At 76.3% G+C, this 24,639-nt stretch carries 7 protein-coding genes and 1 pseudogene; 5 read left to right on the forward strand and 3 right to left on the reverse strand.

Features of this window, described 5'->3' with window-relative positions; genetic code table 11:
* Positions 1-225 precede the first annotated feature (225 nt).
* The 3 genes and pseudogenes from IH61_RS50395 to IH61_RS0128900 all read right to left on the reverse strand — a co-directional run bounded on the left by IH61_RS50395 (position 226) and on the right by IH61_RS0128900 (position 19,458).
* The gene (locus tag IH61_RS50395; protein WP_420714006.1) at positions 226-2,229 is read right to left on the reverse strand and encodes a type I polyketide synthase; all 2,004 of its coding nucleotides are present in this window, start codon (positions 2,227-2,229) and stop codon (positions 226-228) included.
* Between the two features lie 45 nt (positions 2,230-2,274).
* Positions 2,275-19,026, reverse strand: a pseudogene (locus tag IH61_RS50400) (SDR family NAD(P)-dependent oxidoreductase); the annotation flags it as partial.
* Positions 19,027-19,203: 177 nt separating this feature from the next.
* Entirely contained in the window at positions 19,204-19,458 is a 255-nt protein-coding gene (locus IH61_RS0128900; RefSeq protein ID WP_031075122.1) for a DUF6059 family protein, read from the reverse strand.
* A 327-nt stretch (positions 19,459-19,785) separates the two neighbouring features.
* On the opposite strand from IH61_RS0128900, the gene IH61_RS49735 reads away from it, so the two are divergent.
* The 5 genes from IH61_RS49735 to IH61_RS0128925 all read left to right on the forward strand — a co-directional run bounded on the left by IH61_RS49735 (position 19,786) and on the right by IH61_RS0128925 (position 24,616).
* Positions 19,786-21,693, forward strand: coding sequence for an HAD-IIIC family phosphatase (locus IH61_RS49735; protein WP_051838239.1), 1,908 nt, complete (start codon positions 19,786-19,788; stop codon positions 21,691-21,693).
* Positions 21,690-21,923, forward strand: a complete 234-nt coding sequence (locus IH61_RS0128910) for a phosphopantetheine-binding protein (RefSeq protein ID WP_031075126.1) — start codon at positions 21,690-21,692, stop codon at positions 21,921-21,923. Before IH61_RS49735 ends, IH61_RS0128910 begins: the two co-directional genes overlap by 4 nt.
* A gap of 51 nt (positions 21,924-21,974) precedes the next feature.
* Positions 21,975-22,514: an NADPH-dependent FMN reductase gene (gene ssuE / locus IH61_RS0128915; RefSeq protein ID WP_031075128.1), complete on the forward strand. Its 540-nt coding sequence runs from the start codon at positions 21,975-21,977 to the stop codon at positions 22,512-22,514.
* 151 nt (positions 22,515-22,665) lie between these two features.
* Entirely contained in the window at positions 22,666-22,758 is a 93-nt protein-coding gene (locus tag IH61_RS50065; protein ID WP_324607629.1) for an Ms4533A family Cys-rich leader peptide, read from the forward strand.
* Between the two features lie 136 nt (positions 22,759-22,894).
* Positions 22,895-24,616 carry an ABC transporter substrate-binding protein gene (locus IH61_RS0128925; protein WP_031075129.1) on the forward strand — a complete coding sequence of 574 codons (1,722 nt, stop codon included), beginning with the start codon at positions 22,895-22,897 and terminating at the stop codon, positions 24,614-24,616.
* The last annotated feature ends 23 nt before the right edge of the window (positions 24,617-24,639 follow it).

The raw sequence follows: 24,639 nt of genomic DNA on the forward strand, positions 1-24,639 counted from the left end.
ACCTGGACGGCTGGACAGGACGGCCACGTTGGCGGCCGTGCCCCTGAGGTGGTGCAGGCGATCGGTCTCGCGCCACAGCTCCCCGGACGGGCGGGGCGAGGGCGACAGCGGAAGCTGGTCGCCCTGCTCGACCGCCGCCCCTCGCTGACAAGTTGGAGCAGGAAGTCGGACCCGCCGACTTCCTGCTCCAGCCCTTTCGTCCTCGCCCGAGCCGTCCTCGCGCTCCTACAGGCCCAGTTGCTCGTCGAGGAGGTCGAACAGCTCGTCGCCGTCGGCGTCCTCCAGCCGGTCGGCGAACTCGCCGCCCCGCCCCGCGCCCAGGGCGGCGCGCACCTGGTCCAGGGCCGACTGGAGGCGGGTCGCCAGCTGGTCGAGCTCGCCCGGGTCGTGGTCCTGCGCGACGAGGTCCGCCAGCGCCGACTCCACCGCAGTGAGCTTCCCGAGTGCCGGCGGGGCCACCAGGGCAGTGAGGTGCCGGGCGAGGGCGGCGGCGGTGGGGTGGTCGAACAGGAGGGTGCTCGGCAGCCGCAGCCCGAGCAGGGTGCCCAGGCGTCCGCGCAGTTCCACCGCCGTGAGCGAGTCCAGGCCCAGGTCCAGCAGCCCCCGGTCCACCGGCAGGGCGGCCGGATCGGCGTGGCCCAGGACCTCGCCGACCGAGCGGCGCACCAGGTCCAGCACGGCCCGGTCGCGCTCCTGCGGGGTGAGCCCGGCCAGCGTGTCGCGGTGGTCCGGCAGGGCCGGGGCGGGGACCGGGGCGGCCGGGGCGGCGGCCGTCGTCCGGGAGCCGAGCAGCACGCGAAGTGCGGCCGCCGGGCCTCCGCCGGGCCCACCGGCCCCGGGCGTCGCCAGCCGGGCCGCGACGGCCACCGGGCGACCGGCTGCCAGCGCTTCGTCCAGCAGGGAGAGGGCGCTCGCGGCCGGGAGCGGGGCGATCCCGATCCTGGCGATGCGGGCCCGGTCGGCGGCGCTCAGGCCCTCCCCCATGCCCTCGCCCTCCCAGAGCCCCCACGGCAGGGACAGCGCGGGCAGGCCGAGTCCGTGCCGGTGCTCGGCGAGCGCGTCGAGGAAGGAGTTCGCGGCCGCGTACGAGCCCTGCCCCGGGGTCCCGAGCACCCCGGCGACCGAGGAGAACAGCACGAAGGCGCGCAGGGGCAGCCCCGCCGTCGCCTCGTGCAGAGCCCAGGCGCCGTCGACCTTCGGCCGCAGCACGGCGGCCACCCGCTCCTGCGTCAGGCCCTCCACCAGCCCGTCGTCCAGGACACCGGCGGCGTGCACCACCCCGGTGACCGGGAGGCCCCCCGGTGCCTGGGCCAGCGCGGCCCGGACGGCCTCCGGATCGGCCACGTCCCCCGCGACCGGCACCGCCTCGGCCCCCAGGACGGCCAACTCCTCCACCAACCCGGACGCCACCCGCCCACTGCGGCTCAGCAGCACCAGTCCGCGCACCCCGTGAACCTCCACCAGGTGTCGCACCAGCACCGCCGCCAACGCCCCGGACGCGCCGGTCACGAGGACACTGCCGGCACCGAACGCCCGGCCAGGAACCCCGGCCTCCACCGCCGTGGCGCCCGCCGGGGCCGCACCAGCCCCGGCCTCCGAAGCCGCCGTCAGGCGCGAGGCCACGACGCTCCCGGCGCCAGACACCTCGGCCTCCGCTGCAGCGCCCGCCGAGGGCACGACGCCCCCGGAACCAAGCGCCCCGGCCGCCGCCGCGGCGCCCGCCGGGGCCGCCGTCAGGCGCGGGGCCAGGATGCGGTCGGCGCGTACCAGGAGGTGGGGTTCGTCGTCGGGCCAGGTGACGGGGGGCAGGTCCGTGAGGCGGTCGGGCGGGAGGTCGGTGTCCACCAGCAGGACGCGGCCGGGGTGTTCGGCCGCCGCCGAGCGGATCAGGCCGCCGGCCGCTGCGGCGGCGAGTGCCTGTGGGCCGCCCTCCGGTGCGGCCGGGAGGAGGACGGCGAGGCGGGATGCCTCGTACCGGGGCTCGGTCAGCCAGGTCCGCAGAGTGGTCAGGGCCCAGCCGGCGGCGTGGGCCACCTGCTCGGGCACGGGACGGTCCGCCGGAAGGGGCGGCAGGGGCAGCAGGACGACCGGCGGTACGGGGTCGGGGAGGTCGGAAAGGCCCCTCGCCGGGACGGTCCGTTCCGGGACCACGGGCAGGGTGAGCGGGCGGGTGTCGGGGAGGAGCAGCGGGTCGGCAGGGCGGGCGGCGCTGAACCGCTCGGCGGGCACCTCGGCGAGTTCGAGGGCCCCGGCGTGCAGCAGCGGGGCGCCGTCGGCGTCGTACAGGGTGACGGCGGCGCGGTGCTCCCCGTCCGGGGTGACCCGGGCCCGCAGCGGCCCGGCGGGGACGGGCCCGTACGTACGGACCTCGCGCCAGGCGACGGGCAGCCGCAGGGTCGTGCGGCCGTCGGCGGGCAGGCCCGCGTGCGCCCAGGGGTGGAGGGCCGCGTCCAGGGCGGCGGGCGGCACGGCGAAGCGCCGGTCGGCGTCGCGGGCGCCTTCGCCGGGGCCGGCCAGTTCGGCCCAGAGACCGCCGTCGGGCTGGCGCCAGGCGGCGGTGACGGTACGGAAGGCGCCGCCGTAGCCGAGGCCATGGGCGGCGAGGGCGGTGTACAGCTCCTCGGCATCGACGGGCCGGGCGCCGGGCGGCGGCCAGCTGCCGAAGGCCGGAGCCTCCGACCCTGCCCCCGCCCCCGCCCCGGGCGCGAGCACCCCGGCGGCGTGGCGCGTCCAGGGTTCCCCGGCCGCGCCCTCGGGCCGGGCGTGGATGCGTACGGCCCGTTCGCCGGTGTCGTCCGCCGGGGCCAGCGCGACCTGGAGGCGTAGCGCGCTGTCGGCCGGGAGCAGCAGTGGGGCTTCCAGGTCGAGGGATGCGAGCACGGGCAGGCCCGCGGCGCGGCCTGCGTGGAGGGCGAGGTCGAGGAGGGCGGTGGCGGGCAGGACGGTGGCGCCGGCGACGGTGTGTCCGGCGAGCCAGGGGTGTTCGCGCAGGTCCAGGCGGCCGGTGAGGACCGTGCCGGTGCCGTCGGCGAGTTCGACGGCGGCGCCGAGGAAGGGGTGGTCGGCGCTGGTGAGGCCGGCGGCGCCGATGTCGCCGGTGGTGGCCGGGGCGTCGAGCCAGTGCCGGGTGCGCTGGAAGGGGTAGGTCGGCAGGTCCGGGCCCGGGGCTGCGGGCGCGCCCAGGACGGCGGGCCAGTCGACGGCGCCTCCGGCGGCGTGCACGGTGGCGACGGCCCGCAGCAGGGTCGCCGCCTCGCCGCGACCGCGCCGCAGCGTCGCCACCGCCGTGACAACCTCTGTGTCGTTCGAGGCGTCCGAGGCGTCCAGGACGTCCTGGACGAGGGTGGTGAGCAGGGTGTCGGGCCCGATCTCCAGGTAGCGCACGGTGCCGAGCTCGCGCAGGGCCCGGACGCCGTCGGCGAAGCGGACGGTCCCGCGCACGTGGCGGGCCCAGTAGTCGGGCGAGGCGGTCTCCTCGGGAGAGGCCGGGCGGCCGGTCAGGTCGGAGACGAACGGGATGGCGGGGCGGCCGAAGGCGAGACCGTCGAGGGCGGCGCGGAACTCCTCCAGCACGGGGTCCATCAGCGGGGAGTGGAAGGCGTGGCTGGTGGTCAGCCGACGGGCTTTGGCGCCCGTGGCGGCGAGCCGGGCGGCGACGGCCAGGACGGCGTTCTCCTCGCCGGAGACGACGGTGGCCCGCGGGCCGTTGACGGCCGCCACCGAGGCCAGGTCGGTGTGCCCTTCCAGGGCGGCGAGGACCTCCGTCTCGGTGGCCCGGAAGGAGAGCATGGCGCCCCCGGCGGGCAGCGCGTCCATCAGCCGGCTGCGCGCGGCGACCAGGGTGACGGCGTCCGCCAGGGTGAGCACCCCGGCGGCGTGGGCGGCGGCGACGGCGCCGATCGAGTGCCCGAGGACGGCGTCGGGCCGGACCCCCCAGTGGGCGAGCAGGCGCAGGAGTGCGAACTGTACGGCGAACAGGGCGGGTTGGGTGTAGGCGGTGCGGTCCAGCAGGCCCGTCTCCTCGAAGAGGACCTCCCGCAGCGGCCGTTCGAGATGCGGCGAGAAGGCCGCGCACACCTCGTCGAGGGCGGCCGCGAACTCCGCGTGGGTCTCGTACAACTCCCGTGCCATTCCGACGCGTTGGCTTCCCTGGCCGGTGAAGACGAAGGCCGTGCGGCCGCCGAGGGCGCTGCCGCGCAGCAGGCCCGGGGAGTCGGTCCCGGCGGCCAGCGCCCGCAGCCCGTCGAGGAGTTCGGCGCGGGAGCCGCCGAGCACGGCCGCGCGCTGCTCGAAGGCCGTGCGGGTGGCGGCCAACGCGGCGCCCGTCCGGGCGAGTTGCTCCTCGGGCAGGTCGGCGGCGAGGGCGAGCAGCCGCTGTGCCTGGTCCCGCAGCGCGGGTTCGGTGCGTGCCGACACGGGCCAGAGCACCGTCCCCGACGGCGACAACGACGGCGACGGCGACGGCGACAGCGACGGCGTCTCGGGCTCGTCGGCCGCCGGGGCCTGCTCCAGGATGACGTGCGCGTTGGTACCGCTGATCCCGAAGGAGGACACCCCCGCCCGGCGCGGGCGGTCGAGCTCCGGCCAGTCCCGTGCCTCGGCGAGCAGTTCCACCGCCCCGGCCGTCCAGTCCACGTGCGGCGAGGGCGCGTCCAGGTGCAGGGTCGCGGGCAGGCGGCCGCGCCGGATGGCCTCGACCATCTTGATCACGCCCGCCACGCCCGCCGCCGCCTGGCTGTGGCCGATGTTCGACTTGATCGAGCCCAGCCACAGCGGCCGACCGGCCGGGCGGTCCTGCCCGTAGGTCGCGAGCAGCGCCTGGGCCTCGATCGGGTCGCCGAGCCGGGTGCCCGTCCCGTGCGCCTCGACGGCGTCCACGCCGTCCGCCGCCAGCCGGGCGGAGGCGAGCGCGGCCCGGATGACCCGCTGCTGGGCGGGGCCGTTCGGCGCCGTCAGCCCGTTGGACGCACCGTCCTGGTTGACCGCCGTGCCGCGCACCAGGGCCAGCACCGGGTGCCCGTGGCGCCGGGCGTCGGAGAGCCGCTCCAGCACGAGTACGCCCGCGCCCTCGGCCCAGCCGGTGCCGTCGGCGCCGGCCGCGAACGGCTTGCAGCGGCCGTCGGGGGCCAGCCCGCGCTGGCGGCTGAACTCGACGAAGGTGGCGGGGGTGGCCATCACGGTGACGCCGCCGGCCAGGGCGAGGGTGGCCTCGCCGCTGCGCAGCGCCTGCGCGGCCAGGTGCAGTGCGACCAGGGACGAGGAGCAGGCCGTGTCCACCGTCACCGCCGGGCCCTCCAGGCCGAGCGCGTAGGAGACCCGCCCGGAGGCGACGCTGCCGGCGCTGCCGCTGACCAGGTAGCCCTCGTAGCCGTCGGGCGCCTCCGGGGCCTGACTGAGCCGGGAGCCGTAGTCGTTGTACATCACGCCGACGAAGACGCCGGTCCGGCTGCCGCGCAGGGTCCCCGGGTCGATGCCGGCCCGTTCGACGGCCTCCCAGGCCGTCTCCAGCAGGATCCGCTGCTGCGGGTCGGTGGCCAGCGCCTCGCGGGGGCTCATGCCGAAGAAGGCGGGGTCGAAGTCGGCGGCGTCGTAGAGGAATCCGCCCTCGCGGGCGGCGGAGGTGCCGGGCCGCTCCGGGTCGGGGTGGAAGAGCCGCTCCGGGCGCCAGCCGCGGTCCTCGGGGAACGGGCCGACGGCGTCGACCCGGTCGGCGACGAGTTGCCACAGGTCGGTGGCGGAGCGCACCCCGCCGGGGTAGCGGCAGCCGATGCCGACGATCGCGATCGGGTCCTCGTCGGTCGCCGCCGTCGGCTGCGGGGGCCGGTCCTCACCGGTGCCGCGGAGGGACGGCAGCAGGGTCTCGCCCAGGTGGGCGGCGAGGGCCGCCGGGCTCGGGTGGTCGAAGACCAGGGTGGCGGAGAGTGCCAGGCCCGTGGCCGCGTTGAGCCGGTTGCGCAGGTCGACGGCGGCCAGGGAGTCGAAGCCCTGCTCGGTGAAGGAGCGCTCCTCCTCCACGGCCTGCGACCCGCTGTGCCCGAGCACGGCGGCCGTGGCGGTGCGGACCAACTCCCGCAGCAGCAGTCCGCGTTCGGCCTCCGGCAGTGCCGCGAGCCGCTCCGCGAGCGGGGTGGCACCCGCCGCCGCCCGTACGGCGCCTGCCGCGCGACGCGGGGCCGGGCGGGCCAGTGCGCGCAGCGGCGCGGCCAGGGCGGTGCCGGTGGCGGCGGGGGTGGCGAGGTCCAGCCGTACGGGTGCGAGCAGGGCGTGCGGCGAGGCGAGCGCCTCGTCGAGCAGGGCGAGCGCCTCGGCCGGGGGCAGCGGGGCGATGCCGGTGCGGGCCAGCCGCGCCAGGTCGGCGGTGGAGAGCCGGCTGCCCATACCCTCGCCGTCCCAGAGGCCCCAGGCCAGGGACAGCCCGGGAAGGCCGAGTTGGCGCCGGTGGGCGGCGAGCGCGTCGAGGAAGGAGTTGGCGGCCGCGTACGGGCCCTGCCCGGCGGTGCCGAGGAGCCCGGCGACGGAGGAGAAGAGCACGAAGGCGCGCAGGGGCAGCTCCGCCGTCGCCCGGTGGAGGGCCCAGGCGCCGTCGGCCTTGGGCCGCAGCACGGCGGCGACCCGGTCGGCGGTGAGCCCCTCGGTCACGCCGTCGTCGACCACCCCGGCCGCGTGCAGGACGGCGCTGACCGGCAGCCCGGCGGGCGCCCGGTCCAGGGCGGCACGGACGGCCTGCGGGTCGGCGACGTCGGCGGCGACGGTCGCCACGGCGGCTCCGGCCTCCGTCAGCTCCTCCACCAGGCCCGGTTCGACGGTTCCCCGGCGGCTGAGCAGGAGCAGGCCCCGGACGCCGTGGGTGTGCACCAGATGGCGGGCCACCAGCGCGCCGAGCGCACCGGAGGCGCCGGTGAGCAGGACGGTCCCGGCGCCGAAGTCCGGTTGTCCGTTCGGGAATTCGGGGCGGGTCAGCCTCGGGCGGAGCGGGATTCCCTGGCGGATCGTCAGTTCCGCTTCCTGGTCGAGCGGAAGGGTTTCCGGTGCCACGCGTTCACCCTCCCCGGCGTCCACCAAACCGATCCGGCCCGGGTGTTCGGCGGCGGCCGAGCGGAACAGTCCCCGCACGGAGGCGGCGGCGAGGTCCCGGACGGGGTCCTCCGCGCCGGTGGTGACGGCGCCCCGGGTGAGCAGGACCAGCCGGGAGCCGGCGAAGCGCGGCCCGGCCAGCCACTCCTGGAGCACCGGCAGCAGGACTCCGGCGGCGGCGCGGGAAGCCTCCGCCGGGTCCTCGGCGTCGGCCGGGGTGGCGTACGGGAGCAGGACGGTCGGCGGCACCGGGTCCGGGAGTTCGGCCAGGGCCGTCACCGGGGCGGCGGCGGGCAGCAGTTCGAGGTCCGGCCGCCGCCCGGCCGGGAGGAGGACGGCGACGGCAGCGTCCTCGGGGGCCGTGGTCGGCGCGGGTTCCCAGGCGAGCGCGTACAGCGAGCGGTCGGCGGTGGTCCGCAGGCTGCGGGCCAGCGCCTCCGGGGCGACGGGACGCAGGTCGAGCCGGGCGACCTCGGCCAGCGGCTCGCCCAGGCCGTCGGCGAGGGCCAGCCGGTAGCCGCCGTCGGTGGGCCGCAGCGCCACCCGGGCGGAGGCGGCGCCGACGGCGTGCACGGTGACACCGCTCCAGGCGAAGGGCAGCAGCAGGCCGGGCTGCCCGCCCCCGGCGAGCAGGTGCAGGGCGGCGTCCAGCAGGGCCGGGTGCAGCCCGTACGCCCCGGCGTCGGCCGCGGGGCCCTCGGGCAGCTCGACCTCGGCGTAGAGCGTGCCGTCGGCGGCCCGCCAGGCGGCGCGCAGGCCCTGGAAGGCGGGGCCGTAGCGGTAGCCGTCGGCGGCGAGTCGGGGGTACAGCGCGTCCGTGTCCAGCGCTTCGGCGCCGGCCGGGGGCCAGGCCCGCAGGTCGGCGAACCCGGGGGCCGCGGGGGTTTCGGCGGGTTCGGCGGGCCCGCGGGTTTCGGCGGCTTCTGGGGTTTCGGGGGCCTCGGGGGCCTCGGGGGCCAGCGAGCCGGTGGCGTGCCGGGTCCAGGGCGCCTCCTCCTCCCCTGCCGGTCGGGCGTGCACGGCCAGGGGCCTCCGACCGTCCGGCTCCGGGGGGCCCACGGCGAGCTGGAGTTGCACGGCGCCCTCGACGGGCAGCGGCAGCGGGGCCTCCAGGGTCAGTTCGGCCAGGTGCCGGGCACCGGCGCGCTCCCCCGCCCGCAGCGCCAGCTCGACCAGGGCGGCGCCGGGCAGCAACGGGGTGCCGAGGATCTCGTGGTCGGCGAGCCAGGGCAGCGCGGCCGGGGACAGCCGCCCGGTGAGTAGCAGGCTTCCGCTGTCCGGGAGTTGGAGCTCCGCGCCGAGAAGCGGGTGGTCGGCCCGGTCGAGGCCCACCTCGCGCGGGTCGGCCGGGGCGGCCTCGGCGTCGAGCCAATAGCGGCGGTGCTCGAACGGGTAGGTGGGCAGTTCGGGCGCGTCGGCGATTCGGCCGGTCACCCCGGTCAGGGTCGGCCAGTCGACCGGGGTTCCGGTGACGGCAAGCCGGGCGAGGGCAGTCGCCAGGGTCCGCGCCTCGGGGCGGTCCCCGCGCAGGGCGGACGCGGTGACGGCGGGCGCGTCCGCACCGAGGCCGGTCAGGTCGGAGACCACCGGCAGGAGCGGCTCGGTGAACTCCACCCCGGCCACGACCTGGGCGAACTCCTCCAGCACCGAATCCATGTGCGGCGAATGGAAAGCATGACTGACCGTCAGCTTTCGGGTACGGCGCCCGCGTTCACGCCAGGCATCGGCAAGCTCCAGGACCGCCTGCGCATCGCCGGAGAGCACCACCGAACGCGGCCCGTTCACGGCCGCCAACGACACCACCCCTTCCCGACCGGCCAGTTCGGGCAGCACCTCCTCCTCCGTGGCCTCCACCGCCACCATCGCCCCACCCGAACGCGCCGACTCCATCAACCGGCCACGGGCCGCCACCAGCACAGCCGCATCCTCCAGGGAGAACGCCCCCGCCACGAACGCGCCGACACCACCAGCCGGTACAGCGCCACCTCCACCGCGAACAACGCCGGCTGCGTGAACGCCGTACGGTCCAGCAACTCCCCACCCTCGAAGACCACCTCGCGCAGCGGACGGCCGAGATGCGGGTCGAAGGCCGCGCACACCTCGTCGAACGCCGCCGCGAACACCGGGAACGCCTCGTACAGTTCACGCCCCATGCCCACCCGCTGGCTCCCCTGCCCGGTGAACACGAACCCCGTCCGGCCACCGGCTGACACCCGGCCCGAAACCGTCGCCGGGCTCTCCTCCTCCGAGGCCAAGGCCCGTAGGCCGTCCAGCAGTTCGGTACGGTCGGCGCCGACCACGACGGCACGGTGGTCCAGTGCGCCACGCGTCCGGGCGAGTGCGAGCCCGAGGCGGGCCGGGGCCAGTTCCGTACGGTCCTGGGCGAAGGCCAGCAGCCTTGCGGCCTGTTCGCGCAGCGCGGTCCCACTGCCCGCCGAAACCGGCCAGGCGACCACCTCCGGCTCCCCGGCCTCCGGCCGAGCCACCGCCCGCGCCACCGCCTGCGGCGCCTGCTCGAGGATCACATGCGCGTTGGTGCCACTGATCCCGAACGAGGACACCCCCGCCCGGCGCGGACGCCCCACCTCCGGCCACTCCCGCGCTTCCGCCAGCAGCTCCACCCCGCCCGAGGACCAGTCCACCAGCTCCGACGGCTCCCCGGCGTACAACGACCCCGGCAGCACCCCCTCCGCCAGCGCCCGCACCATCTTGATCACACCACCGACACCGGCAGCCGCCTGGCTGTGACCGATGTTCGACTTCAACGACCCGAGCCACAGGGGCTGTTCGGACGGGCGGTCCTGACCGTACGTCGCCAGCAGCGCCTGCGCCTCGATCGGATCACCGAGCCGCGTCCCCGTCCCGTGGGCCTCCACCACGTCCACGTCCGCCGTGCCCAGCCCGGCGGCTGACAGCGCCGCCCGGATCACCCGCTCCTGCGAAGGACCGTTCGGCGCGGTCAACCCGTTCGACGCACCGTCCTGGTTCACCGCCGAACCCCGCACCACCGCCAACACCCGGTGCCCATGCCGCAACGCGTCCGACAAACGCTCCACCACCAACACCCCCACCCCCTCCGACCACCCCGTCCCGTCCGCACCCGCCGAGAACGACCGGCACCGACCGTCCGCCGACAACCCCCGCTGCCGACTGAACTCCACGAAGGTGTCCGGCCGGGCCATCACGGTGACGCCGCCGGCCAGGGCGAGGGTGGCCTCGCCGCTGCGCAGCGCCTGCGCGGCCAGGTGCAGCGCGACCAGCGAGGAGGAGCAGGCCGTGTCCACCGTCACCGCCGGGCCCTCCAGGCCGAAGGTGTAGGCGATCCGGCCGGAGATCACGCTCGAGGTGTTGCCGGTCAGCAGGTACCCCTCGTAGCCCTCGGGGGCGCGCTGCAGCCGCGAGCCGTAGTCGCTGTACATCACCCCGGCGAAGACGCCGGTGCGGCTGCCGCGCAGCCCGGCCGGGTCGATACCCGCCGACTCCAGCGCCTCCCAGGAGGACTCCAGCAGCAGCCGCTGCTGCGGGTCCATCGCCGCCGCCTCACGCGGCGAGATCCCGAAGAAGTCGGCGTCGAAGTCGGCGGCGCGGTGCAGGAATCCGCCCTCGCGGGTGTAGGAGGTGCCGAAGTGGTCGGGGTCCGGGTGGTAGAGCCCCTCCAGGTCCCATCCACGGTCGGACGGGAACGGGGAGATCGCGTCCCGCCCCTCCACCACCAGCCGCCACAATTCCTCCGGCGACCCCACGTCACCCGGATACCGGCACGCCATCCCCACGATCGCCACCGGCTCGTCCACCGCCACCCGCCGAGCGGGCGCCTCCGGGGCCACGGTCCGGGTGACGTCCAGCTCCGCGAGCAGGCGCCGGGCGAGCGCGGCCGGGGAGGGCTGGTCGAAGACGACGGTGGCGGGCAGGCGCAGGCCCGTCACGGTGTTGAGGCGGTTGCGCAGGTCGACGGCGGTCAGCGAGTCCAGGCCGAGGTCCTTGAAGGCCCGGTCGGCGGCGACGGTGTCCGCGCCGCCGTGCCCGAGCACGGCGGCCACGGCTCCGCGCACCAACTCCTCGACGGTCCGGGCGCGTTCGGCCTCGGGCAGGGCGGCGGTGCGCTCGGCCCAGCCGGTGCCGCCCGCCGGGCCGCCGGTCCGGGCGGCGGCACTGCGGCGTGCGGGCGTGCCGACCAGGCCGCGCAGCGGTCCCGGCAGCGGGCCCTCGGCGGCGCGGGCGCGCAGCGCGGCCCGGTCGATCCGGGCGGGCACCAGTACCGCGTCAGACACTGGCAGCGCGTCGGATGCGGCGAGCGCCGCGTCGAGCAGGTCCAGCGCGGCCCTGGTCTCCAGCGGCGGCAGACCACTGCGGCTCCAGCGGCGCAGGGCCTCGGCGCCCAGGGCGCCGGCCATGCCGTCCTGCTCGGCCCAGAGCGACCAGGCCAGGGAGAGCGCGGGCAGGCCGTGTGCCCGGCGGTGCTGGGCGAGCGCGTCCAGGAAGGTGTTGGCGGCCGCGTAGCCGCCCTGGCCCGCGGTGCCGGTGATGCCGGAAACCGAGGAGAAGAGGACGAAGGCGGCGAGGTCGTGGCCCGCGGTGAGCTCGTGCAGGTGCCAGGCGGCCTCCGCCTTGGGGCGCAGCACCCGGGCGATCCGGTCGGCGTCGAGTCCGGTGAGGGTGGCGTCGTCGACGATCCCGGCGAGGTGGAAGACGGCGCGCAGCGGTCGGTCCGCGGGCGGTTCGGCGAGCACCTTCGCCAGCGCGGCCCGGTCGCCGGTGTCGGCGGCGGCGAAGGCCACCTCGGCGCCGTGCGCGGCCAGTTCGGCGGCCAGCTCCGCCGCTCCGGGGGCCTCCGGGCCTCGGCGGCTGACCAGCAGCAGCCGTCGGACGCCGTGCCGCTCGACCAGGTGGCGGGCGAGGAGGGCGCCCAGGCCCCCGGTGCCGCCGGTGATCAGGACGGTGCCCTCGGTCAGGTCCGGCACGACGGCGGCGGCGTCGTGTTCCTGGGAGGGGCGGGTCGGCACCGGCTGGAGCACGGGCCGGAGCACCGTGCCCGCGCGCAGGGTGAGTTGGGGCAGGCCCGTGGCCAGGGCCCCCGGGAGCGCGGCGGCCGAGGCCGGGTCCTCGTCCAGGTCGACGAGCTGGAACCGGTCGGGCTGCTCGCTCTGGGCGCTGCGCAGCAGGCCCCAGACGGCGGCCGCGGCCGGGTCGGGCGCGGTGTCCTCGGCGCTGACGGCGACCGCGCGGCGGGTGAGGACGGCGAGCCGGGTGTCCGCCAACCGCTCGTCGGCGAGCCAGTGTTGGGCCAGTCGCAGCGCCTCGCGGGTGAGCTCGCGGGCCTCCTCGGGCCGGTCGGCGCCGGACGGCGGGAGCAGGGCGAGGACGGTGTCGGGCGCGGGCTCCCCCGCGTCGAGCGCGGCCCGCAGCCCGTCCAGGTCCGGAACGGCGGGCAGGGCGGGCAGTCCCTGGAGTGCAGGGCCGAGCAACAGCGTTCGCCCGGGGGCGGGTTGGGCGCCGACCGGCACCGCCCGCCAGTCGAGGCGGTGCAGGGCGCCGCGCCCGTCGGCCGGGTCGGAGGCGTCGGCCGGTGTCGCCGTGCGCAGGGCGAGCGAGCCGAGGGACAGGACGGGCCGGCCCTCGACGTCGAACGCCTCGAGTGCCGCTCCCCCGGCGCCCGTTGTCCAGCGGACCCGCAGGTGGGCCGCGCCCTCGGCGTGCAGCCGGACGGCGCCGAAGGAGAACGGCAGCGGCAGGCCGCCCTCGGCGGCGTCCCGGTCGGCGGTCTCGGCGTCCACCAGCGGATGCAGCGCGGCGTCCAGCAGCGCCGGGTGGATGCCGAACTCGGCGGCGGAGGCCGCCTGTTCCTCGCTCAGCTCGAGTTCGGCGAACAGCTCCGGTCCGCGCCGCCAGGCCGCGCGCACGCCCTGGAAGGCGGGCCCGTACGCGTACCCCCGGGCGAGCAGCCGGGCGTACAGCGCGTCCGTGTCCAGCGCTTCGGCCCCGACTGGGGGCCAGGCGCCGAGAGCCGCCGCCACCGGCAGCGCCTCCGCGAGCGTCCCTTCGGCATGCCTGGTCCAGCCCTCGGTATCCTCCTGGCCGGGGCGCTGGGGGCGGGCGTGGATGGCCAGGGGGCGACGGCCGTCGGCGTCCAACGGGCCTACGGCGAGCTGGAGTTGGACGGCGCCTCCGGCGGGCAGCGGCAGCGGTGCGTGCAGGGTGAGGTCCTCGACGCCCTCGGCGCCGATCCGGGCGGCGGCGGCCAGGGCGAGTTCCAGGAACGCGGTGCCGGGCAGCAGCGGGGTGCCGAGGATGTCGTGGTCGGCGAGCCAGGGCAGGGAAGCCGTGGAGAGCCGGCCGGTCAGCAGCAGTCCGCCGTCCTCGGCGGTGCCGACGGCGGCCGCCAGCAGGGGGTGTCCGGCCTCGGCCAGCCCGAGGGCGGCGGCGTCGGCGGCCGGGCGGGGCGCCGACCAGTAGTGGGTGTGCTGGAACGGGTAGGTGGGCAGGTCCAGCCGGACGGCCGGGCCGGGCAGCAGCGGCCGCAGCACCTCGACCGGGGCACCGGCGGTGTGCAGCCGGGCGAGCGCGGCGGCCAGGGTGCGGGCCTCCGGCCGGTCCCGGCGGGCGAGCGGGACGACGGTGAGGCCGGGGTCCTCGTCCAGGGCCTCCCGGACGAGCGGGGCCGGTCAGGTCGGAGACCACCGGCAGGAGCGGCTCGGTGAACTCCACCCCGGCCACGACCTGGGCGAACTCCTCCAGCACCGAATCCATGTGCGGCGAGTGGAAAGCATGGCTGACCGTCAGCTTTCGAATACGGCGCCCGCGTTCACGCCAGGCATCGGCCAGCTCCAGGACCACCTCCGCGTCACCGGAGAGCACCACCGAACGCGGCCCGTTCACGGCCGCCAGCGACACCGCCCCTTCCCGACCGGCCAGTTCGGGCAGTACCTCCTCCTCCGTGGCCTCCACCGCCACCATCGCCCCACCCGAACGCGCGGACTCCATCAACCGGCCACGGGCCGCCACCAGCACAGCCGCATCCTCCAGGGAGAACGCCCCCGCCACATAGGCCGCGACCACCCCGCCGATCGAGTGCCCCGCCGACACCACCAGCCGGTACAGCGCCACCTCCACCGCGAACAACGCCGGCTGCGTGAACGCCGTACGGTCCAGCAACTCCCCACCCTCGAAGACCACTTCACGTAGCGACCGCCCCCACAGCGGGTCGAAGGCCGCGCACACCTCGTCGAACGCCGCCGCGAACACCGGGAACGCCTCGTACAGCTCGCGCCCCATGCCCACCCGCTGGCTCCCCTGCCCGGTGAACACGAACGCCATACGGCCATCCGCCCCGGCGGAGCCGGAGACCAGCCCGGGGGCATCCGCGCCGGCGGCCAACGCCCGCAGGCCGTCCAGCAGTTCGGCACGGTCCGACCCGAGGGCCACCGCCCGCTGCTCGAAGGAGGACCGGGTGGTGGCCAGGGCCCGGCCCAGCGCGCTCCCGTCCACCTCCGGGTGTTTCTCCGCGAAGGCCAGCAGCCTTGCGGCCTGTTCGCGCAGCGCGGTCCCACTGCGCGCCGAGACCGGCCAGGCCACCACCTCCGGCTCCCCGGCCTCCGGCCGAGCCACCGCCCGCGCCACCGCCTGCGGCGCCTGCTCGAGAATCACATGCGCGTTGGTGCCACTGATCCCGAACGAGGACACCCCCGCCCGACGCGGACGCCCCACCTCCGGCCACTCCCGCGCCTCGGCCAGCAGCTCCACCCCGCCCGAGGACCAGTCCACCAGCTCCGACGGCTCCCCCGCATGCAGCGACGCGGGCAGCACCCCCTCCGCCAGCGCCCGCACCATCTTGATCACACCGCCCACACCCGCAGCAGCCTGCGCATGCCCGATGTTCGACTTCAACGAGCCCAACCACAACGGCCGTTCACCGGAGCGGTCCCGCCCGTACGTCGCCAGCAACGCCCGCGCCTCGATCGGATCACCCAGCCGCGTCCCCGTCCCGTGGGCCTCCACCGCGTCGACCTCGGAGGCCCCCAGACCGGCGGCCGACAGCGCCGCCCGGATCACCCGCTCCTGCGAAGGACCGTTCGGCGCCGTCAACCCGTTCGACGCACCGTCCTGGTTCACCGCCGAACCCCGCACCACCGCCAACACCCGGTGCCCATGGCGAAGCGCGTCCGACAAACGCTCCACCACCAGCACCCCCACCCCCTCCGACCAGCCCGTCCCGTCCGCGCCCGCCGAGAACGACCGGCACCGACCGTCCGCCGACAACCCCCGCTGCCGACTGAACTCCACGAACATGCCGGGGCTCGCCATGACCGTCACCCCGCCGGTCAGGGCCAGGTCGCAGTCCCCGGTGCGCAGCGCGGCGGCCGCCTGGTGCAGCGCGACCAGCGAGGAGGAGCAGGCCGTGTCCACCGTCACCGCCGGGCCCTCCAGGCCCAGGGAGTACGCCACCCGGCCCGAGATGACGCTGGTGGTGCTGCCGGTGAGCACGAAGCCGTCCGCGCCGTCCGTCCCCTCGGAGAGCCGGGGGCCGTACTCCATCGCGGTCGCGCCGACGTAGACGCCGGTGCGGCTGCCGCGCAGCCCGGCCGGGTCGATACCCGCCGACTCCAGCGCCTCCCAGGAGGTTTCGAGCAGCAGCCGCTGCTGCGGGTCCATCGCGGCCGCCTCACGCGGCGAGATCCCGAAGAAGTCGGCGTCGAACCCGCCCGCGCCGTCGAGGAATCCGCCGTGCCGGGCGTAGCTGGTCCCCGGGTGGTCGGGGTCCGGGTGGTAGAGCGCCTCCAGGTCCCATCCACGGTCGGACGGGAACGGGGAAATGGCGTCCCGCCCCTCCACCACCAGCCGCCACAACTCCTCCGGCGACCCCACGTCACCCGGATACCGGCACGCCATCCCCACGATCGCCACCGGCTCGTCCACCGCCACCGGCGCGGCAGTCGCCTCCCGCTCGTCTCCGCGCAGGTGCTGGGCCAGGGCTTCGGGGGTCGGGTGGTCGTAGACGACGGACGCGGGCAGGTCGAGGCCCGTGGCGGCGGCCAGACGGTCCCGCAGTTCGACGGCGCCCAGCGAGTCCAGGCCGAGGTCCTTGAAGGTCCGTCGGCCGTCGAGGCTCCCCGGGGTCGGGTGGCCGAGCACCACGGAAGCCTGGGCCCGGACGAGTTCCAGCAGGTCGCGGTCGGGCCGCAGCACCGGCACCTCGGGGACGGCGACCGGCTCGGCTACCGGCTCGGCGGCAGCAGCGGCGACCGGCTCGACGGCAGCATCAGCAGCGGCCACGGTGTCCGTTCCCGCCGGCCAGTACCGCTCCCGCTGGAACGCGTACGTCGGCAGTGCGACCGCCCGGGCCGCCGGACCGTCCGCGTCCGACCCGAAGGCCCCCGACCCGAAGGCCCCCGACCCGAAATACCGGGCCCAGTCGACCGCCCCGCCCCGGACGTGCAGCAGCCCGACCGCACCGAGCAGGCTCGCCTCCTCCGGACGCCCCCGGCGCAGCAGTGCGGCCCCGGCGACCTCGGCGCCCAGCCCGTCGGCCGCCGCCGTGTCCCGGGCGAGCGCGGTGAGCACCGCGTCGGGGCCGAGTTCGAGGTGGGTGCGCACGCCGAGGCCGTGCAGGGCACGCACCCCGTCGGCGAAGCGGACGGCCTCGCGGGCGTGCCTCACCCAGTGCCCGGGGTCGGCCAGGGTGTCGGCCCCGACCGGCCGCCCGGTGAGGGTGGAGACCAGCGGCAGCCGGGGCGGCGCGTACGACAGGCGCGCGGCGACGGTTCGGAAGCGGGCCAGGGCCGGTTCCATCAGCGGCGAGTGGAAGGCGTGGCCGACCCGCAGCCGGCGGGTGCGCCGCCCGAGGGCGGCGAGTTCGGCGGCGACCACGAGCACGGCCGCTTCGGCGCCGGACAGGACGAGGGCGCGCGGGCCGTTGACGGCGGCGATGCCCACCTGCGCCTCCCGCCCGGCCAGGTGCTCCAACACCTCCTGCTCCGTGGCCTCGACCGCCACCATCGCGCCGCCGGAGGGGAGTTCGGCCATCAGCCGGCCCCGGGCGGTGATCAGGGCGGCGGCGTCGGCGAGGGTGAGCACCCCGGCGGCGTGGGCGGCGGCGATCTCGCCGATGGAGTGCCCGGCCACGGCGTCGGGGGTCACGCCCCAGGAGCGCAGCAGGGCGTGCAGCGCGGTGCCGAGGGCGAACAGGGCCGGCTGGGTGTACTCGGTGCGGTCCAGCAACTCGCCCTCGGGGCTTGCGGGTTCCGCGAGCAGGAGGGCGCCGAGCGGCCGGTCCAGGTGCGGGTCGAGGGCGGCCAGGGTCTCGTCCAGGGCGGCGGCGAACACCGGGTGGCGGGCGTACAGTTCGCGTCCGGCGCCGGGGCGCTGGCTGCCCTGGCCGGGGAACAGGAAGGCGACGGCGCCCGCGGTTCCCGCCGTGCCGGTGACCGTCCCGGGCCTCTCCTCGCCGACGGCCAGCGCGTCCAGGGCGGCGAGCAGGGCGGACCGGTCCTCGGCCACCAGGACGGCACGGTCCTCGAAGGCCGTCCGGGCGAGGGCGAGCGGGCCCGCGAGGTCGGCGGGGCCGAGCGCGGGGCGCGCCTCCAGGTGGGCGCGCAGGGCGGCGGCCTGGCCGGACAGGGCCGGGCGTCCGCGCCCGGAGAGCAGCACGGGCGCGGGCAGGGCCGCCGGCCGTGACGCGGAGGCGGGCACCGCGGGGGCTCCGGCCAGCACCACGTGGACGTCCGTACCGCCCATGCCGAAGGAGCTCACCCCGGCCAGCCGGGCCCCCGTCGCGGCGCCGGGCCACGGGGTGCGCCCGGTGGCGACCCTCAGCCGCAGCGCCGTCAGGTCGACGGCGGGGTTGGGGGCGTGGTGGTGCAGGGTCGGCGGCAGCTCGCCGTGGTACACCGCGAGCACGGTCTTCAGCAGGCCGACCAGGCCCGCCGCGCCCTCCAGGTGGCCCACGTTGCTCTTGGCCGACCCCACCAGCAGCGGGGCGTCCTCGGCCCGCCCGGCACCGAGCACCCGGCCGAGGGCGGCCGCCTCGACCGGGTCCCCGACGGCCGTCCCGGTGCCGTGCAGCTCGACGTACTGGACGGCGGCCGGGTCCACCCCGGCCCGGCGGTAGGCGGCCTCCAGTACGGCGGCCTGCCCGTCGGCGCCGGGGACGGTCAGGCCGTCGGTGGCGCCGTCGTTGCCGATGGCGCTGCCGAGCAGCACCCCGTACACCCGGTCGCCGTCCGCCAGGGCCCGGTCCAGCGGCTTGAGCAGGACGGCGACCCCGCCCTCGCCGCGCGCGTACCCGTCGGCGTCCGCGTCGAGCGGGCGGCTGCGCCCCTGCGGGGACAGGCCCCCGAAGCGGGCCGCGCCGAGGGTGCTGTCCGGCGCGGCGATCAGGTTGACCCCGAGGGCGAGGGCGAGCTCGGACTCGCCGCGGCGCAGGCTCTCGCAGGCCAGGTGGACGGCGGCCAGGGAGGAGGACTGCGCGGTGTCCACGGTCAGGCTCGGGCCGCGCAGGCCCAGGTGGTACGAGAGCCGGTTGGCGATCATGCCCCGGTTGAGGCCCGTCAGGGTGTGCCGGTCCACCGCGTCCGGGCCTCGCCGGTGCACCAGCGCCGCGTAGTCGTCCAGGAAGGCGCCGACGAAGACGCCGGTACGGCTGTCGCGCAGCCGGGCGGGCAGGCGCCCGGCGTCCTCCAGCACCTCCCAGCCGAGTTCCAGCACCAAGCGCTGCTGCGGGTCCATCGCGACCGCCTCACGCGGGGAGATCCCGAAGAAGCCGGCGTCGAACGTGTCGATCCGCTCCAGGAAGGCGCCCGCGCGCGGCACGCCGGGGGTGTCCGGCGGCCAGCGGTCCGCGGGTGGCTCGCCGACGGCGTCCCGGCCCTCGCGCAGCAGCTCCCAGAACGCCCCCGGGTCGGGCGCGCCGGGCAGGCGGCAGGCCAGGCCGACCACGGCGACGGCGCCGGGCGGCACCTCGGCGGCGGGGACGACGGTGCGGCGGGCGGCGGGGGTCTCGGGCTTGGCGGTCATCGCGGGATACCTGCTCCTCGTCGAGGCGGTGGCGGGGCGGCGGGGTGTCGTGGCGGCGGCGTCCGGTCAGGACGGTCGCGCCAGCCGGGGCGGTCAGGTCGGTCGCATCGGTCAGAACGGTCAGGTCGGCCGGCTCAGGCGCGCCCACAGCTCCCGCTCGACGGGCGTGGGCGGCACCCCGACCAGCAGCCGCTCGGGATGTCCGGCCGGCGGGCCGGTGCACGGCGACCTCGGCGGAGGGGTCCACTCCGTGCCGTCGCAACCGGGCATCGGCGCCCAGGCGACGGTGAGCCACCGCATCGGCAGCAGGATGTGGCGCAGCGCCCAGGCACCGGCCCGGTGGCGGAGCGCCGAGCGGGAACGCAGGACGTCCATCCCGGTACCTCCCGGGGTGTCGGGGTCAGGGGTCGCAGAGAGCCACCCACTCTCCGGGGTCCGGCGAAAGCAGCCCTGAACCGGCCCTGAACCTGCCGGGCCCGCGCCGAGCCCGAGCCGCGCCCACGCCGGGCCGAGCCGGGATCCGGCCCGGGCCTCGGACCGGGGCGCGGACCGGGCCCCGGGCCAGGGTTCAGGCCCGGTTCAGCCCGTCCGGCCAGGATGGCCGGGCAGCCCCGTTCCCCGGCCCCGCGCCTCTTCCCCGACCCCGCGCCCTTACCGGGAAGACCCGCGCAGAACCGCGAAGAACCGATCGGAGAGCCCCCGTTGGAAACGACCGCCGCCGACCCGGCCCCGGCCCTGCTCGACCTGCGCCGCCGGGGCCGCCTCGCCGCCGAGTACCCCGCCGTCCGGGCCCTGCTGGCCGAGGCCGACACCTCCCGGACGGCGCACGCGGGCCGGATCCTGGCCGGGCTGGACCCGGCGGAGGTGCTGGCCGCCCACCCGGGCACCCCCGCGCTCACCGTCGCCGTCCTCGGACACGGCACCGTCGGCCCGCTGGTCGCCCCGCTGACCGGCGAACTCGCCCGCCACGGACTGCTGTTGCGCCCGTACGTGGGCAGTTTCGACAGCTGGGTCTTCGAGCTGTCCGACCCCGGCAGCCCGCTCTACGCCGCCGATCCGGACCTGACGCTCTGCCTGCTCGACCCGGCCGTGGTCTTCGACGAGGTCCCGCTGCCCTGGCGGCCGGAGGACGCGGCCCGGGTGCTGGACGGGAAGGTCGAGCTGATCGCCGGACTGGCGGCCCGCTTCGCGGCCACCGCCCGAGGCGTCCTGGTCCTCAACACCCTTCCGCTTCCTCGCCGTTGGACCCACCAGCTGGTCGACCACCAGTCCCGGGCCCGGCTGGGCGCGCTCTGGCGGGAGGCCAACGCCCGGCTGCTGCGGCTGGGCGAGGAGAACGCCGCGGTGGTGGTCGTCGACCTCGACCCGCTGCTCGCCGAGGGCGTCCCCGTCACCGACCCCCGGCTCGACGCCTACGCCAAGGCCCACCTGTCCGAGCCGCTGCTCGCCGCCTACGCCCGCGAGGCCGGGCACCTGGCCCGCCACCTGGCCGGGCTGACCCGCAAGGTGCTCGTCCTGGACCTGGACCAGACGGTGTGGGGCGGCATCCTCGGCGACGACGGCCCGGAGGGCGTCGAGGCGGGCGGCACTCCGCGCGGCGAGGCGTTCCGCGGGTTCCAGCGGGTGGTCAAGCAGCTGGGCTCCCAGGGCGTCCTTCTCGCCGCCGTCAGCAAGAACGATCGCGAGCCGGTCCTGTCGGTGCTGCGCGACCACCCCGAAATGACGCTGCGCGAGCCGGACTTCGTCCGGGTGACGGCCGACTGGCGCCCCAAGCCGGCCGGGCTCACGGACCTCGCCGAGGCCCTCAACCTGGGCACCTCCGGCTTCGTCTTCGTCGACGACTCCCCCTTCGAACGCGGCCTGGTCCGGCGGGAGTTGCCCGAGGTCGCGGTGGTGGCGGTGGACGAGGAACCGGCCCTGCACGTCGAACGGCTGCTCTCCGACGGCTGGTTCGACGTCCGCAGGCTGACCGGCGAGGACCGCAGGCGCACCGAGCTCTACCGGGGCGAGGTCGCCCGCAGCGACTTCCTCCAGGGCTTCGACTCCCTGGCCGACTACCTCAACGAGCTGGACGTCACCGTCCGACTGCGCCCGCTGGCGGCCGAGGAACTCCCCCGGGTCTCCCAACTCACCCTGCGCACCAACCAGTTCAACCTGACCACCCGCCGCCTCCAGCCCGCCGAGGTGGCCGCCTTCGCGGCCGCCGAGGGCACCGGGGTGCTCACCGTGCGCTCCGCCGACCGCTTCGGCGACAACGGCCTGGTCGGCGCGGTCTTCCTGGCCCGCGAGGGCGGCGCCCTGCGGATCGACAACTTCCTGCTGAGCTGCCGGGTGTTCTCCCGGGGCATCGAACAGGCGGTGCTCTCCGCCGTCCTGGGCCTGGCCGCCGGCGGGGGCCTGCGCGAGGTCACCGGCCACTACCGGCCCAGCCCGCGCAACGGCACGGTCAAGGACCTCCTCCCCCGGTACGGCTTCGTCCCCGCCGACGGCCCCGCGCCACCGGACGGCAGCCTCGCCTTCCGCCACGACCTCGGAACCGAACTGCCCCCGCCCGGCCACCTGCGCCTCGACGCCGAACTGGCCGGCCTCCTGGAAGGACACCCCGTATGAGCGCCCCCGACGGCCTCGCCGAACTGATCGCCGTGGCCGCCACCGAACTGGGCCTGCCGCTGGGCCCCGAGGACGCCGAGGCGGACTTCGACGACCTCCCCGGCTGGGACTCGCTCCACCTGCTGAGCCTGCTCACCGCCCTGGAGGGCCTCAGCGGCCGCCGCCTCTCGCTCCCCGACCTGCTCGGTGCCCGCACCCTCGCGGAGATCCACCGGATCGCCACCGGCTGAACGGCACACACCACCCGGCCCACCCCGCCGCACCACCCGAACGAGGTTCCCATGGCACGCATCCTCACCCTCTCCGGCAGCCCGTCCCCCGTCTCCCGCACCGCCCGCCTGCTCGGGGTGGCCGCCCGGCAGCTCGAAGCCCGCGGCCACCAGGTCACCGAACTGGAGGTGCGCCTGCTGCCCGCGGAGGTGCTCACCGGCGCGGACGTGAACCACCCCGCGGTCCTCGAGGTCGCCGACCTGCTGCGGCAGTCCGACGGAGTCGTGGTGGGCACGCCCGTCTACAAGGCCGCGTACTCGGGCCTGCTGAAGTGCCTGCTGGACCTGCTCCCGCAGTACGCCCTGGCGGGCAGGACGGTACTGCCGCTGGCCACCGGCGGCTCGCCGGCGCACGTCCTGGCGGTGGACTACGCCCTGCGGCCGGTGCTCACCAGCATGGGCGCCACCCACGTCACCCAGGGCTGGTTCGTCCTGGACCGCGACATCCTCACGGCCCAGGACGGCACCACCGAGCTCTCGCCCGCCGCCGCCACCGCCCTGGACGGCGTGGTCACCGGCTTCGCCGACGCCCTGCGGACCCCCGTCGGCTGAACGCCCGACATGGCGATGATCGTAGGTCGGATACGTCAATGACCTGGGTTCTGAGGCCCGCTGTTCACGAGCACGCAACACCTCGCAACAGTGGGCCATCCTCCCGACCGAACCTTTGACTTTCCACCGACAGTCCTCCAGTGTTCTCGCCATGTCCGAGCCGAACCCGATCGAGTGCGCCGCCATCGAGCTGGCGCTGATCGGCGTGGCCTCGCACTGCGTCGCCGACAACCTCTGTCGCTGACGCAGGCCCGCCCCGCCGCGTTGCGCTGAGCGCCGCCCCGGGACGTCCGCCCCCTCCCGCCGTAACAGCGATGCCGCGCGTGCTCCGGCACGCCCCGGCACGCACGCCCGTCCCGGTACCGAAAGGCTCCCCTGCCATGTCTCGAACGACCTTCACCCCGCGCCGCCTCGCCGCGGCGACCGTCACCGTCGCCGCCCTGGTCGTCGGGCTCGCGGCATGCGGCCCGAAGGCCGACGAGGGCGCGAGCCCCGCCAAGGACGCGGCACCGAAGCCGGGCGGCACCCTCACCGTCCTCAACCAGAACCCGCAGGACCAGTTCGACCCCGCGCGGCTCTACACCTCCGGCGGCGGCAACGTGCCCTCGCTGGTCTTCCGCACCCTCACCACCCGCAACCGGGTGGACGGCGCGGCCGGCACCAAGGTCGTCCCGGACCTCGCCACCGACACCGGCACCCCCTCCGAGGGTGCGTCGGTGTGGACGTACCACCTCAAGGACGGCCTGAAGTTCGAGGACGGCTCGCCGATCACCACCGCTGACATCAAGTACGGCATCGAGCGCTCCTTCGCCCCCGAACTCTCCGGCGGCGCGCCCTACCTGAGGGACTGGCTGACCGGCGCCGCGGACTACCAGGGCCCGTACAAGGACGGCCGCGGCCTGGACGCCATCCGGACCCCGGACGAGAAGACCATCGTCTTCCGCCTCAACAAGCCCGAGGGCGACTTCCCGTACCTGGCCACCCAGACGCAGTTCGCCCCCGTCCCCAAGGCCAAGGACACCGGCGCCAAGTACCAGGACCACCCGGTCTCCTCCGGCCCCTACAAGGTCGTCAAGAACGAGAACGACGGCGCCCACCTCGTCCTCGAGCGCAACCCGAACTGGTCCGCGGCCACCGACGACCAGCGCAAGGCGTACCCGGACACCGTCGACGTGCAGTCCGGGCTCGACCCGGCGGTGATCAACCAGCGGCTCTCCGCCGGCACCGGCGCCGACGCGGCCGCCGTGACCACCGACACCAACCTCGGCCCCTCCGAGCTCGCCCAGGTGAAGGACGACAAGGCCCTCGCCGCCCGCGTGGGCACCGGCCACTTCGGCTACGTCAACTACCTGGCCTTCAACCCCAGGGTGAAGCCCTTCGACAACCCCAAGGTGCGCCAGGCGATCGCCTACGCGCTCAACCGCACCTCGGTGGTCAACGCCGCCGGCGGCTCCTCCCTCGCCGAGGCCGCGACCACCTACCTGCCCCAGCAGGAGAGCTTCGGGTACACGCCCTACGACCCGTTCCCGGCCGGCGCCACCGGCAACCCGGAGAAGGCCAAGGAGGCGCTGAAGGAGGCCGGTTACCCCGACGGCCTGACCATCACGCTCACCCACTCCACCGAGTCCGGCAAGGGCTACGGGCCGAACCTCGCCACCGCCGTCCAGGACGGCCTGAAGGCGTCCGGGATCACGGTCCAGCTCGAGGCCCTGGACTCCACCAAGTACTCCAAGACGATCCACACCGTCACCACCGAGCCCGGCCTGTTCCTCTCCGGCTGGGGCGCCGACTGGCCGTCCGGTGGCCCGTTCCTCGCCCCGATCTTCGACGGCCGGCAGATCGTCACCGACGGCTACAACTTCAACTCCGCGCAGCTGAACGACCCTTCGGTCAACGATGAGATCGACCGGATCAACAAGATCACCGACCACGCCGAGGCCGCCAAGCTCTGGGGCGCCCTGGACAAGCGCATAGGCGACCAGGCCCTCACCGTCCCGCTGTTCCACCCCGTCTACAAGCGGCTGTACGGCAAGGACGTGCACGGCATCGTCATCAGCGACTGGACCGGGGTGCTCGACATCTCCCAGGTCGCGGTCAAGTAGCCGACGGCGAAGGAAAGATCGGA

The sequence above is a fragment of the Streptomyces sp. NRRL WC-3742 genome (assembly GCF_000720635.1).
Classification (GTDB): domain Bacteria; phylum Actinomycetota; class Actinomycetes; order Streptomycetales; family Streptomycetaceae; genus Kitasatospora.

Coding starts and splice junctions, on each gene's coding strand:
- IH61_RS0128925 (WP_031075129.1), top strand. CDS start 22,895: ATGTCTCGAACGACCTTCACCCCGCGCCGCCTCGCCGCGGCGACCGTC.
- ssuE (WP_031075128.1), top strand. CDS start 21,975: ATGGCACGCATCCTCACCCTCTCCGGCAGCCCGTCCCCCGTCTCCCGC.
- IH61_RS0128910 (WP_031075126.1), top strand. CDS start 21,690: ATGAGCGCCCCCGACGGCCTCGCCGAACTGATCGCCGTGGCCGCCACC.
- IH61_RS0128900 (WP_031075122.1), bottom strand. CDS start 19,458: ATGGACGTCCTGCGTTCCCGCTCGGCGCTCCGCCACCGGGCCGGTGCC.
- IH61_RS50065 (WP_324607629.1), top strand. CDS start 22,666: ATGTCCGAGCCGAACCCGATCGAGTGCGCCGCCATCGAGCTGGCGCTG.